Genomic DNA, 16,328 nt, shown 5'->3' with positions numbered 1-16,328 from the left:
CCCTATTTTTTCTACCCACACCGTATTTGTACAATCATAAATTTCCAAATGAAAAATTGTCGTAAGAGTATATTGTGAAAATAATGGATAATACATGGAAATCTCATAGCATGATAAGGTAAAATGGACAGGATAATGAGAAAATTACCGTTCATAAGATGAGGAGATACATGTATGGAAGTTGTAGAGGCATTAAAAGATATAAACCAAATTGAGGCTATGAAAAAGTATTTAAAAGAGCACTCGCAGCGAGATTATCTTTTATTTGTTATTGGAATTAACACTGGATTAAAGATTACTGAGCTACTTAGTATGAAATTTGAAGAGGTATTAAATGAAGATAAGACTGTTAAAGAGTTTTATTCTCTTCCTGTGAAAGATGAAAAATTTAAACAAGATATTTATTTAAATACAAAAGTAAAAGAAGCCATTTTAGAGTATGTAAAATCTATTGATGCTCAAAGAGAAAACTACGTATTTCAATCTAATAAAACGACAAATTCAATCTCACGCCAACAAGCATATCGTGTTATCCATAGCGCAGCTGAAGCGGTTGGGATTGTTGGAAAGATTGGAACGAATTCAATGCGAAAAACATTTGGATTTCATGCGTACAAAAGAGGAATAGCGATTGCGCTATTGCAAAAGCATTTTCATCACGCAACTCCATCAGAGACGCTCAAGTATTTAGGAATCTCAAAAGATGAGAAGTTTAAAACAGAGATTGATGTAGATTTGTAAAAGCCGTAACTAAAAACTTTAGGAGGCGGAAAATATGAATATTAGAGAGAGTGAACTACCGGGCATTGGTTGTAAGTTTGAAGTAATCACAAAAGGTAATGAAAAAATGGTTATCGTTATTCATGATGATGGCCGAAGAGAAATGTATCATTTTGATGCGGATCACGATGAGAGTATTTCAAGCATTTCTCTTCGTGATTCTGAAGCGAGACAAATTGCGGCTATATTAGGCGGAATGGTATATAGGCCGCAAGCGCTAGACACAATTGAGATGGCTTTTGAAGGATTATCAATTGAATGGTTTAAGGTGGAGAATAATGCACCAGTAGTACAACAAACAATTGGTAGCTTACATGTCAGAAAAACGTATAACGTAACGATTATTGCTATTTTGAAAAAGAATATGAAGAAATTCTTTAATCCAGGTCCAGACTCTATTATTGAAGCTGGCGATATGCTCGTATTGTCGGGTGAAAGACATGAAGTGAAAAGAATTATTAATGAATTGCTTTCAGCAGGAGGTGATTCCTAATCGATGGATACTTTAATCTTTGAAGTTGGAACTGCGTTAGTATTAGTAGCTTTTGCAGCTATCCTCGCTGCGAAGTTAAAGTTCTCGATTATTCCGTTTCTCATTATACTCGGTATGTTAGTGGGGCCTCATGCCCCAGATTTAGGACTTATCGATTTAAGGTTTATTGAAAGCGGAGAAGTTATTTCCTTCCTCGGCCGTGTTGGCGTCATATTCCTCTTATTCTATTTAGGTTTAGAATTCTCAATAAAAAAATTAATTAAATCAGGAAAGTCGATTGCTTTTGGGGGTAGTGTTCATATATCGCTTAATTTCATATTAGGTTTACTTTATGGATATATAATGGGCTTCCCCTTACTAGAAACATTAATTATTGCTGGAATTATTACAATCTCATCGAGTGCAATTGTAGCGAAAGTAATCGTTGATTTAAGAAGATCTGGTAATAAAGAGACAGAGCTAATTTTAGGAATCATTATGTTTGATGATATCTTTTTAGCTGTATATTTATCAGTTGTTTCAGGATTAGTACTCGGAGGTGCAACATCATTTGTAGGTGCTCTTACATCGGTGTTAATCGCAGTAGGGTATATGCTCCTATTCTTTGTAATCGCTAGAAAAGCTACGCCGTTCCTAAATAAAGTATTAGATATTTCGTCAAACGAAATTTTTATTATCGTAATATTCGCTATTTTATTCTTTGTAGCAGGATTTTCAGAAACAATTCATGTTGCGGAAGCGATTGGGGCTTTATTGTTAGGACTCGTCTTTTCAGAAACAGAGCATAGTGACCGGATCGAGCATCTCGTCGTCCCGTTTCGTGATTTCTTTGGAGCTATATTTTTCTTCAGCTTCGGTTTAAGTATAGATCCGTTTTCACTTGGAGGAGCAGTATGGTTGGCATTAGGAGCAGTTTTCATTACTCTCATCGGTAATTTTACAGCTGGAATGATTGCAGGTCGTAAAGCCGGGTTATCGCATAAGGCTTCTACGAATATCGGTTTAACACTTATATCACGTGGGGAATTCTCCATTATTGTCGCGAATCTCGGAATAGCGGGTGGCTTAATGGCAACGATTAAACCATTCTCAGCTTTATATGTTTTAATATTGGCGTCGTTAGGGCCATTATTAACGAAGGAGTCTGGGAGAATATACTCTCTACTAGACAAAATATTTAAATGGAGTGCGAAAGAAAGTGCAAAACGTAAAAAGGAAGTTGGATAACCTTTCGCGAGGGAACGATTCCATTATTTATAGATTAATATTTTACAAAGACGATTAGAATACATTCTAATCGTCTTTGTGCTATTATCTGAATTTCATCAACTATTAATCAGTTGCCTTCCTATTTAAAAACGACTACAATTTTACTGTTATATATATGAACGAAAAAAAGAGAATAGGAGGGGAGACTATGCCAAGGAAAGTATGGCTATTAGTAGCTGGGATGATTATTAATGTCACGGGTGCTTCTTTTTTATGGCCTTTTAATACAATTTACTTACATGATAGTTTAGGGAAATCTTTATCAGTAGCCGGAATGGTATTAATGATCAACTCGCTTACTGGTGTAATCGGAAACTTGCTCGGCGGTGTTTTATTTGATAAATGGGGCGGTTATAAATCAATTTTAGTAGGGATTGTCATTACACTTGTATCGATTTTAGGTCTTGTATTTTTCCATGGTTGGCCATTATATGTTGTGTGGCTAGCATTAATCGGATTCGGTTCTGGAATGGTGTCTCCATCGATGTATGCGATGGTCGGTACGGTTTGGCCAGAAGGCGGGAGAAGAGCGTTCAATGCAATGTATGTTGGACAAAACGTTGGGATTGCGATTGGAACAGCGTGCGGTGGATTAGTTGCGTCTTATCGTTTTGATTATATTTTCTTAGCGAACTTTATTTTATATTTTATTTTCTTCTTAATTGCGTTTATTGGATTTCGTGGTATGGAAGCAAAAAAAGAGCAAGAGGTACAAAAAGAAGCCGAAACGAAAAAAGGTTGGTCACTTACACCTGGCTTCAAAGCGCTTCTAATCGTATGTGTAGCATATGCTTTATGCTGGGTTACATACGTACAGTGGCAAGGGGCAATTGCGACTCATATGCGAGAATTAGATATTAGCCTCCGCCATTATAGTTTATTATGGACGATAAACGGAGCGATGATTGTTTGTGCGCAGCCACTTGTTAGTATGTTAATTCGCTGGATGAAGCGTTCTTTAAAACAACAAATTATGATTGGAATCATCATTTTTGCGGCGTCGTTTATTGTTTTAAGTCAAGCGCAGCAATTTACGATGTTTCTCGTTGCGATGGTGACATTAACAATTGGTGAATTATTCGTATGGCCGGCAGTTCCAACCATCGCAAATATACTTGCACCGAAAGATAAGCTAGGATTTTATCAAGGTGTTGTAAATAGCGCAGCGACTGTAGGGAAAATGTTCGGACCGGTCGTTGGCGGAGCGATTGTTGACTTATACAATATGGAAGTATTGTTTATTGCGATCATGGTAATGCTTGTAGTAGCGCTTATAGCAACGAGTATTTATGATAGACGAGTAAAAGTAGAAGAAACAGTTGAAGAAAAAATTGCAGTTTAGTTTGACGGAACATGCAACATGTTTTAGAATATATTTAAATAAATAGTAATAAAATATCCTTTGGAACAAGGGAGTTAGCTCGGCTGTCCTAAGACAAATTCGTTAGTTAGCAAGAGTAACGATTAACCGAGAAGCCCCCCGCTTCAAGTAAGCTCTTAAGAGATACTAAGTGGTGGGTAGTTCACATTAACTCATATTTGTAATAACAGTGAGAAGGAGTAGTAGTAATAGAAGCTGGTTTAGAGAGTTGACGGTCGGTGCAAGTCAATCCACGTTTCGTTATGAACTCGCCTTTGAGTTGCAGTTGTGAAATCATTAGTAGCAATTGCCGTTAATCCACGTTACGGATCTAAGCGAATGTATTTATTACATTAATTTAGGGTGGTACCGCGGGAATCTATAACCTCTCGTCCCTTTCTAGGGATGAGAGGTTTTTTGTATTTTGGGCGGTGAAAATAAATAGAATTTCAAGGAGGGTATCTCATGAGCTTTAATCATCAAGAAATTGAGAAGAAGTGGCAAGGGCATTGGGAAGAGAATAAAACATTCCGTACGCCAGATGAAACAGAAAAACCAAAATTTTATGCACTAGATATGTTCCCATATCCATCAGGTGCAGGCTTACACGTAGGTCATCCAGAAGGTTATACAGCGACAGATATTTTATCTCGTATGAAGCGTATGCAAGGATATAACGTTCTTCATCCAATGGGATGGGATGCATTCGGTCTTCCAGCAGAGCAATATGCACTTGATACTGGGAACAGCCCGGCTGAATTTACAGAGCTTAATATTAATACGTTCCGTAATCAAATTAAAGCATTAGGCTTCTCTTACGATTGGGATCGTGAAGTAAATACAACAGATCCAACCTACTACAAGTGGACACAATGGATCTTCCTAAAACTATTTGAAAAAGGTTTAGCTTACGTTGATGAAGTACCTGTAAACTGGTGCCCAGCACTTGGTACAGTACTTGCAAACGAAGAAATCATTGACGGTAAGAGTGAGCGCGGTGGACATCCAGTTGAGCGTCGTCCGATGAGACAGTGGATGTTAAAAATTACAGCTTACGGAGATCGTCTATTAGAAGATCTAGATGAGCTTAATTGGCCAGAAAGCTTAAAAGATATGCAGCGTAACTGGATCGGTCGTTCTGAAGGTGCAGAAGTACACTTCAACATCGACGGTACAGATGAGAAGTTCACAGTTTTCACAACGCGTCCTGATACACTATTTGGAGCAAGCTACTGTGTACTGGCTCCAGAGCACGCACTTGTTGCTAACATTACAACACCAGAACAAAAAGAAGCTGTAGAAGCTTACATTAACTCTGTTAAAATGAAGAGCGATTTAGAGCGTACAGAACTTGCGAAAGAAAAAACTGGTGTATTCACTGGTGCTTACGCAGTTAACCCAGTAAACGGTGAGAAATTACCAATCTGGATCGCTGATTATGTTCTTGCAACTTACGGAACAGGTGCTGTAATGGCAGTTCCAGCTCACGATGAGCGTGACTATGAATTCGCATCAACGTTCAATCTTCCAATGAAGGAAGTTGTAAAAGGCGGAGACATTTCGAAAGAAGCATATACAGGTGATGGTGCGCACGTAAACTCAGCATTCCTTGATGGTTTAAATAAAGAAGAAGCAATTGTAAAAATGATTGAGTGGCTTGAAGTAACAAGCGCAGGAAATCAAAAAGTAACGTACCGTCTACGTGACTGGTTATTTAGTCGCCAACGTTACTGGGGTGAGCCAATTCCAGTAATCCATTGGGAAGATGGTACAATGACAGCTGTGAAAGAAGAAGAATTACCATTAGTTCTTCCGAAAACAGAAAACATTCGTCCTTCAGGTACAGGTGAATCACCACTTGCAAACATTGAAGAGTGGGTAAATGTTGTTGATCCTGAAACTGGTAAAAAAGGTCGTCGTGAAACGAATACAATGCCGCAATGGGCTGGTAGCTGCTGGTACTACTTACGCTACATCGATCCAAACAACAGCGAAGCACTTGTAGACCCTGAAAAAGTAAAACAATGGCTTCCAGTTGATATTTATATCGGTGGAGCAGAGCACGCTGTACTTCACTTACTATATGCTCGTTTCTGGCATAAAGTATTATATGATATCGGTGTAGTTCCAACGAAAGAACCGTTCCAACAATTATTCAACCAAGGTATGATCTTAGGTGAAAACAACGAGAAAATGAGTAAATCAAAAGGTAACGTTGTAAATCCTGATGATATCGTAGCAAGCCACGGTGCAGATACACTTCGTCTATACGAAATGTTCATGGGACCATTAGATGCTTCAATCGCTTGGTCTGAAAATGGTCTTGACGGAGCTCGTCGCTTCCTAGACCGCGTATGGCGCCTATTCATTCAAGAGAACGGTGAATTAAGTGAGAAAATTACTGATGCACCAAACAAAGATCTTGAAAAAGCTTACCACCAAACAGTGAAGAAAGTAACAGAAGACTATGCAGAGCTTCGCTTCAACACAGCGATTTCTCAAATGATGGTATTCATTAACGATGCATACAAAGCTGAAACACTTCCGAAAGAATATGTAGAAGGTTTCGTGAAAATGATTGCACCAGTTGCACCTCACATCGGGGAAGAACTATGGAGCAAACTTGGATACAGTGAAACAATCACATATGCAAGCTGGCCAACATTTGATGAGTCTAAACTTGTAGAAGATGAAGTTGAAATCGTTGTTCAAATTATGGGCAAAGTTCGCGCAAAATTAACAATGAGTAAAGATGCATCAAAAGAAGAAATGGAACAACTTGCACTTGAGGAAATCAAAGAACAAATTGAAGGGAAAACAGTTCGTAAAGTAATTGTTGTTCCTGGAAAACTTGTTAACGTTGTTGCAAACTAATGAATGAAAGAAAAGCTCAGAGCCTCTATGCTCTGAGCTTTTTTATATAGAAAATAATTTCTGGATCGCCTTTATCTAGGTTTTCAATTATTCCACTACGCATAAATCCATTCGCTTTAAAAACTTTTTGCATATTTGCATTCGATTCGTTCGTTGAAGAAAATATTTTTTGAGTAGGAGAATTACTTAACATATATGAGATTAATGAGCTTGCATGACCTTGTCTTCTTTTCGTTGGCGAAACAATGATTAATGAGAGGAAAGTACAACCAAAGAAATTTGTATCGTATGTTAGAAAACCGGAAATAGAATTGTCCTCTTTTGCAATTATGCATTTTCCTTCATCAATAGCGTGTTTAATATAATTTCGTCTACTATCGTCTCCGATTACAGCGACATCTATATGTAAGATTGACTCTAAATCATCAATTGAAGCTTTTGCTATGTTCTCCAATGGAAATGCCCCCTTTCAAGTGAAAGAAAAATAATCAGTCAATTAATCCTATCATGAATGGAGAATGAAGAAAAAGGTGCGGAATTCCTATATAGACAAACACCTATTCTTCTATAGGAAATATGATAAAAAAGGTAGGTTAAATTGAGCAGAAGAGGTGAAAGGAATGAAAGGGATGGACAATAATGCACCACATGGCTTCTTCGGAGGTGGATCGGATAGTTATGGACAAATGATGTTTATGGGAGGAGATGGTCAACACGGATATGGCGGAATCCCAAGTTGGATGGGAGGAGAAGCTGGAGGATTTCCGACGTCAGTGGCGGGTGTACAAACAGGATTCCCAACATCAGTAGCTGGAGTGCAAACAGGATTTCCGGCAGTAGTAGGAGGTACACAAGGAGGAGTGCCTGTAGGTATGCCAACTACATTTCCATCTTTCGTTGGCGGTGTACAAACAGGATTTCCTGTACCTGGCGTTGGTGTTGTAGCTGGTGGAATCGGCGGATTCCCTCAAGGTGTTCACGGTCATCATGAGCATCACGGCCATCATCAACAACACGGTCATCATCAGCACCACGGTCATCATCAGCACCACGGTCATCATCAGCATCATGGCCATCATCAACAACACGGCCATCATGGTCACCAAGGCCATCATCAGCACCACGGTCATCATCAACAACAAGTACATCATCATGGTCATCATCAAATTCATCCGCAGGCTGTTCTTTTCCAAACACACCAAGGCCACCATCAGCACCACGGTCACCATCAGCACCACGGTCACCATCAGCACCACGGTCACCATCAGCACCACGGTCATCAAGATCATCACGGCCACCATCAGCAACAAGTACATCACCAAGGTCATCATCAAATTCACCCGCAGGCTGTCCTTTCTCAAACTCATCAAGGTCAACACCATCACCAAGGCCAACATCATCACCAAGGTCAACATCATCACCAAGGTCAACACCATCACCAAGGTCAACACCATCACCAAGGTCAACATCATCACCAAGGTCAACACCATCACCAAGGTCAACAGCATCATCAAGGCCAACAACAGCATCAGGGTCAACAACAATACCAACAGTATCAGCAGCAACAGCAGCCTTGGGCAGGTGGAATTGGAGCAGGGGCGGCAGCAGGAGCAGCAGGAGCAGCAGGAGCAGCAGGAGCAGCAGGGCACGCGGGACACGTGGGTCATTAATAGACCAAAGGAAAAAAGACATAATAAAAAACTGCTAGGAGATCCTAGCAGTTTTTTTCTGCCTCTTGACGTTGGCGTTCGATTTCCGCACGAAGTTGTGGTTCCGGTGCTTGCCATCCTTCTGGTTTCATAATTTTGCCGTCGCCCTCGCGGAATCGAGGCTTTCCATCAGGGAATAGTTTTGCCATGTTAGCATTGTTTACAATTTCGAATCCTTTATCTGGACGTACGCCCATTTCTGCAAACGTTCCGAATGCAAAGTAAATAAGGTCAATAAGTGCATCATATTGATCTTCAACAGTTGTTGCTTCTAGAAATTCTTCTAACTCTTCTTGCATAAAGCTAGCACGAATTTTTGCACGCTCTTCTGTTAGTTTTGTTGGAGTACTTGTCACAGGATGTCCGAACTCTTCATGCATTTTTGCAACAAGTTCGTACCCTTTATCTAAACCTTTTTCGTTTGTCATGTTGTTTCATCCTTTCTTACGTTATGCCGAAGTTTATTGTAACATAAGGTAGTTATTTAATAAAAAAACATCTTATGAGAAATAAGATGTTCGCTCGTTATTCTTCTTTCTTAATTAAAATGGATAAAATAAGATCGATGCCAAACATTCCGATGAGTAGCATTGGTATAACGACAAGTAAATAACGTGTGAAAGAAACATTTTTTAAGTATGTATGAGCAAATAAAAAGACGCCGAGAAATAAAATACCATTTAAAATAGGTTTTATTAATTTTTTAGACATAAGCTCCCCCGTAAATATCCCTTTTCTCTATTTAAAAATAAAAACTCCCTTCTCCGTTGTACCATGCCAGAGAGGGGAGTTCAATCATTAACTTATTCAATCACACCAGAATTTGTAATATTTACGGTGTATTTTATTTTAATAGGGACATCTTTATACATTCTTCGCCACTCTTCTAATTTGAATGGACGATAATGTTGTCTATATTTTGCTCCGAGTCCAAGAGGATCAACATTTAGAGATTTAAACTGTTTAATAAGTTTTGTAGCTTTCGCATCTAATTGTTTCTCAATTGATTTTGCTATTTTTTGCGTGTTCTTTTCATTTTCTAAGTTGAATTTTCGAGATAATTCTTGAATACGAGCTTCCATTTTCACATGAATATAGAAAGAAGGTTTTCCATTTTTTATATTTATTTCGTAGGTAGGAACGGAACGGATGTTATTAATCATTGTATAGCCAGGATTGGTTTTAAATTCATGTGAGTCTAAGCGGTGCTTTTCTAGTAGTCCTTTGAAAACAAACATATCGTGGTAATTAATTGTTCCGACTAACTTATCCTTTTTTAAGAGACCGATACCAGTAATTCTTATTTTATCTCCATGTTTTTTCAGGATAGGCATATAAGAATCTTGTCCTTCACGGTAGTACCTGAAGGCACCTAAATATAAATTGTCAGTTGGTAAAGGGCCAGTTTCCATATTATGTTCTAACAATTTTTTTATATAAATTGCAACGTTATAAGATGTAGTATATTTCCCCTTGAATAGTTCAGTACCGCTGCCCTCTAATAGGCCCACATAAAGTGAGTTACCAATATTCACATCACGAATTAATGTGTCAAAAGCTGTTGATAATCCTTTTTTAGCAATTTTTGTTGTGAATAAGGCAACACGCATTTGACCGCTTGCGAACGGTTGCGAGGATTCTAAAGATGTATCTGCCTTTACTTGTTTTACTGCGTTTCCTGTTCCTTCATAAACTTGAACTTTATTTCCCTTTTTTTGTATGGGGCAAACGAATGTAACTTTTACTTTATCATCTTTTGCTGTATCGAAGACAGTTCCTTGAATGAGTTGAACATCATCAATAATATTTTTTTGTAAGCAACCAGTTAGACTGAAGATACTTATGCAAACAAGAAGTATTAATTTTCTTTTGGTTTTTTCCATTTTCTTTTCACCCACACAATAATAAATAGAATTGGGATGTATACATATATAAGCCAAAAACTAACTTTAGATGTATTGCTAATAAAATCATTAATATCATGCCTGTTCGTTAAAAGTTGTGAAACAACTAAGGTGATAAGCATAAAGGCGATTAAAATACCACGTTGCTTAACACGAAAGATTTCATGAGTTCCTCTAGTAGCGGCCCATAAAGGTAAGATAAAGCTCGTAACAATAACGAGAGCATAAGCGGAAATAGCAATATACTCAAGTCGCTCTATAAAAGGAAGCTTAATAACTTGTGTCATTGAAAGTTGAGACCAAATTGTTTTGAGTAGTTGTTTTTCACTAAAGAAAGTAAAAGCGAGAATAGTACTAAACAAATATAAGCAATTAGAGAATAATGCCCCATATTGTGCGAATTTATGGGACTTCTCTGGCTCTTTAATAAACGGATAAACCATAAGAAAAATTTCAAACCCTGTCATACTATAAATAGATAGTTTGGCCGCTTTCAAAATATCGGTAAAAGAATGTGAAAACATCGGAAGTAAATTATCCCAATGTGAGAATTTCAAAATAAAAAGACTTAGAAAAAGATATCCTAAGGTTCCACCAACAGAAATGACACAAATTCCTGTAATGACGCGGAAGCCTGATGAAATAATGTAATAACTTATTAAACATATAAAGAATGTGAGCATCCAGGTGGACGCACTAGGAAACATCCATACTTGAATAATTTCGACATATGTTCTAACGACCGAGATACTCACAATAAAAAAATAAGCCATAAAGATGATACTAATACCATTTCCAATCCATTTCCCAAAAGTTTGCTTGTGTAAATCAATTAAGTTTCCCTCTGTATTTTTTAATGAATAGTACATCATCCATATAAGAATATGGATACAGATTCCTGTGAGTAGAACCCCCATCCAGCCATCGTACCCAGCTGCCTTTGCAATAATACGAGCGAATCCGAGAACACCAGCACCAAACTGTGCACTGTGAATTAAGAAGAAAACAAAGATAGGAGATATTTGATATTTTTCTTGGACTTTACTCATCAATGCACCTCATTTCTTAATCATCAAAATCCGATCTATGTTTTGTTGAAATTCCTTTTGCTGACTTTTTCACATGCTGTGGTCTCGCTTGTACATCTCTTGTATCAATCATCGTTAATGGAAAACGAATCCATGAATCTTTCATTGATTGTTGTCTAGTTGGATAAAAGAGAGCGTACGGTTTACGTAAAGAAGTTAGTCTAAAAAGATGGGTAAATAAAAAGATAAATCCAAGAGAGATACCAAATAGACCACCTATTTCTGCAAAGGCGAGAAATGGGAAACGCAGTAAACGAACGGCGTTACCCATTTTATAAATGGGCGTAATAAAGGAAGCTAACGCTGATAAGGCAACGATAATTAATAAAATATTACTCGTTAAACCAGCTTGCACGGACGCTTGCCCGATTACGATACCGCCTACAATACCGAGCGTTTGTCCGACCTTCATAGGTAATCGCGCGCCAGCTTCTCTTAATAAATCAATCGCAAGTTCCAAGAAAAGTGCTTCTATTAAAGGGGGAAATGGTACTTGAGCCCTTGATAAAATCAATGTTTCAAGTAAGTCACTCGGAACCAATTCATAATGATAATTCAAAACTGCAACGTATAATGGAGTTGCACAAATTGAGAATAGAACAGCGATCAATCTTAAAATTCTTGAGAATGTAGCGTACAGCCAAGAAACGTTATAGTCTTCTGGCGAAATGAAAAAATCGAAATATGATACAGGTGTTAATAGGACACTTGGAGAACCATCAACAAAAATAGCGATTTTTCCATCAATAAGTGCTTTTGTGACTCTATCAGTGCGTTCTGTATTTATATAGAGAGGGAAAATTGACTTTTCACCCATTAATTCTTGTATATAAGCACTATCGTTAATTTGATCATATTCAAGAGCGCGTAATGATTCCTCTAGAAAATCTACATTATCTTTTTCAGCTAGGTTGTCTAAATACATCATGACAACCTTTGTTTTTGAAAATTCTCCGATAATCATCTCTTTTGTGTGTAAATCTAAAACAGGAAGGCGTTTTCTTACTAAATTAATATTCGTATCAATAGCTTCTACAAAACCTTCTTGCGGACCAATAACTGTTGATTCATTTAAAGGAGGGCTTGGTGCCCGGTAAGTATCAATTGCAATGTTTGCAAGCATGCATTTTTGATCTTGCTGGTTCAATTGAATAATTGCATGTCCTTTTAAAACCATATCCTCAATTTTTTGTAAGTCGTTCGTAATTGTAATACCGCTCATTGGAATATGTTCTTTTAGCTCCTCAAGAGAAGAACAAGGATGTTCTAAAAGTGTAGGCATTAAATACTTTTGAAGCTTTTCTCCATCAAGTGAAGGACGGTAGTAAGAAATCCAATAAGGCAGTGTTTCATCGTCAGATGTATGGTAATTAACAAAGTCACTAGACTGTTTCATCTTCTCTATTAAATCTTGTAGAGAATGAATATGGTCACTTTCTGGTTTGCTAAAATCATAAATGCTGTTACTTCCTGAGCTTTGCTGTTTGTTTTGAGAATTGTCTTCTTGTTTAGAATTTTGCTGTTTGTCTTGAGAAGAATCATCTTGTTTAGAACTTTGTTGTTCCTCTTGAGAAAAATTACCTTGCTTAGAGTTTTGCTGTTTCTCTTTGGAAGAATCGTCTTGTTTAGAATCTTGCTGTTTCTCCTGAGAAGAATCATCATGCTTAGAGTTTTGTTGTTCCTCTTGAGAAGAATTACCTTGTTTAGAGTTTTGCTGTTTCTCTTTGGAAGAATCGTCTTGTTTAGAATCTTGCTGTTTCGATTGAGAAGAATCATCCTGTTTAGAACCTTGCTGTTTCGATTGAGAAGAATCATCTTGCTTAGAATTTTGTTGTTTCTCTTGAGAAGAATCATCTTGCTTAGAATTTTGTTGTTTCTCTTGAGAAGAATTACCTTGCTTAGAGTTTTGTTGTTTCTCTTGAGAAGAATTACCTTGCTTAGAGTTTTGTTGTTTCTCTTGAGAAGAATTACCTTGCTTAGAGTTTTGCTGTTTCTCTTGGGAAGAATCATCTTGCTCAGATTTTTTTTGTTCACTATTTTTACCTGTACTGTGTTTCATACTTCTAGTCTGTTCTTTGTTTTCATCCTCTTGATTACTAGATTGCTGTTTCGGAGTATTATCTGCTTCTTTTGTTTCTGTTGAATTTGATTTTTTCTTTTTACGTAACCAATTCCAAATCATATGTATGCCCTCTTTGATCTTGTAATATAGTGCTATTTTGTGGCTATTTTTGTATATTATTCATTTATTTATGAAAAGAAGAAGGAGAATGCTTTCCGTAGAAAAAATCCTTTAGTAAGCAGTTCATAATATGATGGGAAGAAGGTGAGTCTATGCAAATTGTAAAAAAGGAGAAATTTGTTTTAAAAGAGTTTGTGCTTGAAAATGGTAGGGAAATTCCTGTTCAAATGGGGTATGAGACGTATGGTGCTTTAAATAGAGAAAGATCAAATGCGATTTTGGTTTGTCACTATTTTAGTGCAACAAGTCATGCGGCAGGAAAATATACAGAGCATGATGAGGAAGCTGGTTGGTGGGATGGGTTAATTGGACTTGGAAAAGCAATTGATACAAATAAATATTTCGTTATATGCACTGATAACCTTTGTAATGTACAGGTGAAGAATCCCTACGTAATTACAACGGGACCAAAATCGATAAATCAGATGACTGGTTTTGAGTATGCGATGGATTTTCCAGTTTTCACATTTTTAGATGTAGCACGTATGCAATATAAGTTAATAAAAGATATGGGGATTGCTAGGCTACATGCTGTAATGGGACCGTCGGCAGGTGGGATGATTGCGCAGCAATGGGCTGTTCACTATCCTCATATGGTAGAGCGAGTGATTGGAGTTATTACGAATCCACAAAATCCAATTATAACGTCGGGAAATGTAGCGCAAAATGCGATTGAAGCAATTCAGCTTGATCCAAACTGGAAAGGTGGAAAGTATGGAGAAGAGCAGCCAACGAAGGGTCTTCATTTAGCAAATCGAATGATGTTTATGAATGCGTTTGATGAACATTTTTATGAAATGGCATTCCCGCGGAACAGTATAGAAATGGCACCTTATCAGGAATTTTCTGCATTAACATCATTTGAGAAGGAGATTAATAAAGTGATATGCAAAAGTATAGATTTAGTAGATGCAAATTCGTGGATGTACACTGCGAAAGCAGTCTTATTACATGATATTGCGCATGGATTTTCTTCTTTAGAAGAGGCTCTTTCTAATATAGAAGCGAATGTACTCATGATTCCGTGCAAACAAGATTTACTTCAGCCACCTCGTTATAATTATAAAATGGTAGACATTTTGCAAAAACAGGGGAAATATGCAGAAGTATATGAGATAGAAAGTATAAATGGGCATATGGCAGGAGCGTTAGATGTTCATTTATTTGAAAAGAAAATTTATGAGTTTTTAAACCGGAAAGTATCTAGTTTTGTGTAGGAAATAATTAATGTGGAAAGGTGCATGATTTATAGTAGGCACCTTTTTTTACATGATTTGCAGACGGAAAATATATGAAGCGATTGATAAACCGAAGAAAGCTATACTAAGTAATAGAAATAAGAATGACATTTCTTGAGGGGATTTTATCTTTTTATTATTTTTCATACTAAGAGCAATAACTGCAAAAACTAAGAAAATGATGCCCATAATGAAAAGAAAAAGTGTCATTTTAACTGGCTCCTTTCATCAAACAAGTATATTGAGGATACAATGCGTCAGTTATGTTTGTAAAGAATAAGTTTTGCTGGAAAATTGAGAAATAAATGTTCCATTCTTTGCGTTCCTTCCTTCGCGTGCTAAAATTGATGAGAAATGATTGTTTAAAGAAGAAACTGAAGGTTTTATTGTATATAAGGAGGAACTACATATGACAGAAGTAAAAACAATTACTACAGAAGAAGTGCAAGAGCGTTTAGAAAATGGAGAAACATTATTTTTAGTAGATGTAAGGGAAGATGAAGAAGTAGCGGCAGGGAAAATTCCAGAAGCTGTACATATTAAAATGGGCGATATTCCAAATAAAGTGGATTTCTTTGAGAAAGAGAATGAATATATCTTTATTTGCCGTTCGGGAATGCGTAGTGAAAATGTATGCCATTATTTAAATGAGCAAGGATTTAAAACAGTGAATATGGTTGGCGGTATGCTTCAATATGAAGGCGAAACTAAATAAGTAGCTGCAAAAGCTTGAAACGAGTCTGTTTCAAGTTTTTTTCTTTTGCATACAGTATACAAAAGGGGGAGGGGAAATGGGAATTAACATGCGTAAAGTAAAAATTATTAATAATACAGGAGCTGTTAATGTCGGCGACTGTTATGATATCTCACCTTTAGCTGTGGCAAAAATATATGCTGGTGCTGGAGGATCGAGTGCGGCTGTGTTTTTAAATGGGAAACGACAGCCAGAAGCTGTGATTAGAACATCAGTGTTTCTTCCGCCATTAGCGACGAGTACACGTACATTAGGTGCATAAAGGAAAGGTAGAGTGTAAGTATGCCTGCACGTATTAAAGAATTTATTATCGTTAATAATACTGGGAATATATTTACAGGTGACAATTTGAGTGATACTTCATTTACTGCTACGAAATCGTATAGTGGTTCAACGGGTTGCACTTGGATTGATGTTGTTACAGTAATAGGGACGGAGACGAAGCTGTGTTTACAACCGGGAGATTCGGTGACGACAACCTATACACGAGGTACCCCTGCTGGTGCTTTAACAGGAACAAATATGGGGCAAAGTGTAAATGCATCGGGTATAGCGCAAGCTGTCCCGAATACAGATAATATGGATTCAATTGCGGGACTCCCTTAAGGAATTAAGGG

The 16,328-nt window shown here is 37.3% G+C and carries 17 protein-coding genes and 1 other annotated feature; of the genes, 10 read left to right on the top strand and 7 right to left on the bottom strand.

What is annotated here, in order from left to right; all coding sequences use genetic code 11:
* Window positions 1–174: 174 nt before the first annotated feature.
* The 5 genes from JFU23_RS11625 to leuS all read left to right on the top strand — a co-directional run bounded on the left by JFU23_RS11625 (window position 175) and on the right by leuS (window position 6,776).
* Window positions 175–741, top strand: coding sequence for a tyrosine-type recombinase/integrase (locus JFU23_RS11625; RefSeq protein ID WP_201031932.1), 567 nt, complete (start codon window positions 175–177; stop codon window positions 739–741).
* A 34-nt stretch (window positions 742–775) separates the two neighbouring features.
* A complete protein-coding gene (locus JFU23_RS11620; protein ID WP_001026048.1) occupies window positions 776–1,273 on the top strand; it encodes a cation:proton antiporter regulatory subunit in 498 nt (165 codons plus the stop codon).
* 3 nt (window positions 1,274–1,276) lie between these two features.
* Window positions 1,277–2,500 carry a cation:proton antiporter gene (locus tag JFU23_RS11615; RefSeq protein ID WP_002034427.1) on the top strand — a complete coding sequence of 408 codons (1,224 nt, stop codon included), beginning with the start codon at window positions 1,277–1,279 and terminating at the stop codon, window positions 2,498–2,500.
* Window positions 2,501–2,690: 190 nt separating this feature from the next.
* Window positions 2,691–3,884 (top strand): MDR family MFS transporter, encoded by a 1,194-nt coding sequence (locus JFU23_RS11610; RefSeq protein ID WP_201031931.1) that lies wholly within the window; start codon window positions 2,691–2,693, stop codon window positions 3,882–3,884.
* Between the two features lie 199 nt (window positions 3,885–4,083).
* Window positions 4,084–4,302, top strand: a binding site (T-box leader).
* Window positions 4,303–4,367: 65 nt separating this feature from the next.
* Window positions 4,368–6,776 carry a leucine--tRNA ligase gene (leuS, locus tag JFU23_RS11605; RefSeq protein ID WP_201031930.1) on the top strand — a complete coding sequence of 803 codons (2,409 nt, stop codon included), beginning with the start codon at window positions 4,368–4,370 and terminating at the stop codon, window positions 6,774–6,776.
* Between the two features lie 25 nt (window positions 6,777–6,801).
* Here leuS and JFU23_RS11600 read toward each other — a convergent pair whose 3' ends face one another.
* Window positions 6,802–7,230: a GNAT family N-acetyltransferase gene (locus JFU23_RS11600; protein WP_085312562.1), complete on the bottom strand. Its 429-nt coding sequence runs from the start codon at window positions 7,228–7,230 to the stop codon at window positions 6,802–6,804.
* Between the two features lie 166 nt (window positions 7,231–7,396).
* Between JFU23_RS11600 and JFU23_RS11595 the strand changes: the two genes are divergently transcribed.
* On the top strand, window positions 7,397–8,446 hold the full coding sequence (locus tag JFU23_RS11595) for a VrrB protein (protein WP_201031929.1): 1,050 nt from the start codon (window positions 7,397–7,399) through the stop codon (window positions 8,444–8,446).
* Window positions 8,447–8,490: 44 nt separating this feature from the next.
* Here the strand turns inward: JFU23_RS11595 and JFU23_RS11590 are convergent, their stop codons facing one another.
* The 5 genes from JFU23_RS11590 to JFU23_RS11570 form a co-directional block, all read right to left on the bottom strand.
* Complete coding sequence (locus tag JFU23_RS11590; RefSeq protein ID WP_002034433.1) at window positions 8,491–8,913, bottom strand: pyrophosphohydrolase domain-containing protein; 423 nt, start codon at window positions 8,911–8,913, stop codon at window positions 8,491–8,493.
* Between the two features lie 97 nt (window positions 8,914–9,010).
* Window positions 9,011–9,196 carry a hypothetical protein gene (locus JFU23_RS11585; RefSeq protein ID WP_201031928.1) on the bottom strand — a complete coding sequence of 62 codons (186 nt, stop codon included), beginning with the start codon at window positions 9,194–9,196 and terminating at the stop codon, window positions 9,011–9,013.
* Between the two features lie 92 nt (window positions 9,197–9,288).
* Window positions 9,289–10,368 carry a Ger(x)C family spore germination protein gene (locus tag JFU23_RS11580; protein ID WP_201031927.1) on the bottom strand — a complete coding sequence of 360 codons (1,080 nt, stop codon included), beginning with the start codon at window positions 10,366–10,368 and terminating at the stop codon, window positions 9,289–9,291.
* Window positions 10,344–11,438 carry a spore germination protein gene (locus tag JFU23_RS11575; protein WP_201031926.1) on the bottom strand — a complete coding sequence of 365 codons (1,095 nt, stop codon included), beginning with the start codon at window positions 11,436–11,438 and terminating at the stop codon, window positions 10,344–10,346. The genes JFU23_RS11580 and JFU23_RS11575 overlap by 25 nt, the downstream gene beginning before the upstream one ends.
* 16 nt (window positions 11,439–11,454) lie before the next feature.
* Complete coding sequence (locus JFU23_RS11570) at window positions 11,455–13,659, bottom strand: spore germination protein (RefSeq protein WP_201031925.1); 2,205 nt, start codon at window positions 13,657–13,659, stop codon at window positions 11,455–11,457.
* A 152-nt stretch (window positions 13,660–13,811) separates the two neighbouring features.
* Here JFU23_RS11570 and JFU23_RS11565 point away from each other — a divergent pair, with 152 nt between their 5' ends.
* Complete coding sequence (locus tag JFU23_RS11565; RefSeq protein WP_201031924.1) at window positions 13,812–14,936, top strand: homoserine O-acetyltransferase family protein; 1,125 nt, start codon at window positions 13,812–13,814, stop codon at window positions 14,934–14,936.
* A 48-nt stretch (window positions 14,937–14,984) separates the two neighbouring features.
* Here the strand turns inward: JFU23_RS11565 and JFU23_RS11560 are convergent, their stop codons facing one another.
* Window positions 14,985–15,167 (bottom strand): hypothetical protein, encoded by a 183-nt coding sequence (locus tag JFU23_RS11560; RefSeq protein ID WP_002129493.1) that lies wholly within the window; start codon window positions 15,165–15,167, stop codon window positions 14,985–14,987.
* Between the two features lie 199 nt (window positions 15,168–15,366).
* Between JFU23_RS11560 and JFU23_RS11555 the strand changes: the two genes are divergently transcribed.
* From JFU23_RS11555 to JFU23_RS11545, 3 genes are all read left to right on the top strand, one after another.
* Window positions 15,367–15,672, top strand: a complete 306-nt coding sequence (locus tag JFU23_RS11555) for a rhodanese-like domain-containing protein (RefSeq protein WP_000141214.1) — start codon at window positions 15,367–15,369, stop codon at window positions 15,670–15,672.
* Window positions 15,673–15,748: 76 nt separating this feature from the next.
* Window positions 15,749–15,973 (top strand): spore germination protein, encoded by a 225-nt coding sequence (locus tag JFU23_RS11550; RefSeq protein ID WP_000512595.1) that lies wholly within the window; start codon window positions 15,749–15,751, stop codon window positions 15,971–15,973.
* A 20-nt stretch (window positions 15,974–15,993) separates the two neighbouring features.
* Window positions 15,994–16,317, top strand: coding sequence for a hypothetical protein (locus JFU23_RS11545; protein WP_201031923.1), 324 nt, complete (start codon window positions 15,994–15,996; stop codon window positions 16,315–16,317).
* Window positions 16,318–16,328: the final 11 nt, after the last annotated feature.

Source organism: Bacillus sp. TH50 (genome assembly GCF_016650565.1).
Classification (GTDB): Bacteria; Bacillota; Bacilli; order Bacillales; family Bacillaceae_G; genus Bacillus_A; species Bacillus_A mycoides.
This window is presented reverse-complemented; position numbering and strand designations above follow the sequence as displayed.

Excerpts from the sequence above, each read along its gene's own strand:
- JFU23_RS11625 (WP_201031932.1), top strand. The coding sequence starts at position 175 with ATGGAAGTTGTAGAGGCATTAAAAGATATAAACCAAATTGAGGCTATG.
- JFU23_RS11620 (WP_001026048.1), top strand. The coding sequence starts at position 776 with ATGAATATTAGAGAGAGTGAACTACCGGGCATTGGTTGTAAGTTTGAA.
- JFU23_RS11615 (WP_002034427.1), top strand. The coding sequence starts at position 1,277 with ATGGATACTTTAATCTTTGAAGTTGGAACTGCGTTAGTATTAGTAGCT.
- JFU23_RS11610 (WP_201031931.1), top strand. The coding sequence starts at position 2,691 with ATGCCAAGGAAAGTATGGCTATTAGTAGCTGGGATGATTATTAATGTC.
- leuS (WP_201031930.1), top strand. The coding sequence starts at position 4,368 with ATGAGCTTTAATCATCAAGAAATTGAGAAGAAGTGGCAAGGGCATTGG.
- JFU23_RS11595 (WP_201031929.1), top strand. The coding sequence starts at position 7,397 with ATGAAAGGGATGGACAATAATGCACCACATGGCTTCTTCGGAGGTGGA.
- JFU23_RS11590 (WP_002034433.1), bottom strand. The coding sequence starts at position 8,913 with ATGACAAACGAAAAAGGTTTAGATAAAGGGTACGAACTTGTTGCAAAA.
- JFU23_RS11585 (WP_201031928.1), bottom strand. The coding sequence starts at position 9,196 with ATGTCTAAAAAATTAATAAAACCTATTTTAAATGGTATTTTATTTCTC.
- JFU23_RS11580 (WP_201031927.1), bottom strand. The coding sequence starts at position 10,368 with ATGGAAAAAACCAAAAGAAAATTAATACTTCTTGTTTGCATAAGTATC.
- JFU23_RS11575 (WP_201031926.1), bottom strand. The coding sequence starts at position 11,438 with ATGAGTAAAGTCCAAGAAAAATATCAAATATCTCCTATCTTTGTTTTC.
- JFU23_RS11570 (WP_201031925.1), bottom strand. The coding sequence starts at position 13,659 with ATGATTTGGAATTGGTTACGTAAAAAGAAAAAATCAAATTCAACAGAA.
- JFU23_RS11565 (WP_201031924.1), top strand. The coding sequence starts at position 13,812 with ATGCAAATTGTAAAAAAGGAGAAATTTGTTTTAAAAGAGTTTGTGCTT.
- JFU23_RS11560 (WP_002129493.1), bottom strand. The coding sequence starts at position 15,167 with ATGACACTTTTTCTTTTCATTATGGGCATCATTTTCTTAGTTTTTGCA.
- JFU23_RS11555 (WP_000141214.1), top strand. The coding sequence starts at position 15,367 with ATGACAGAAGTAAAAACAATTACTACAGAAGAAGTGCAAGAGCGTTTA.
- JFU23_RS11550 (WP_000512595.1), top strand. The coding sequence starts at position 15,749 with ATGGGAATTAACATGCGTAAAGTAAAAATTATTAATAATACAGGAGCT.
- JFU23_RS11545 (WP_201031923.1), top strand. The coding sequence starts at position 15,994 with ATGCCTGCACGTATTAAAGAATTTATTATCGTTAATAATACTGGGAAT.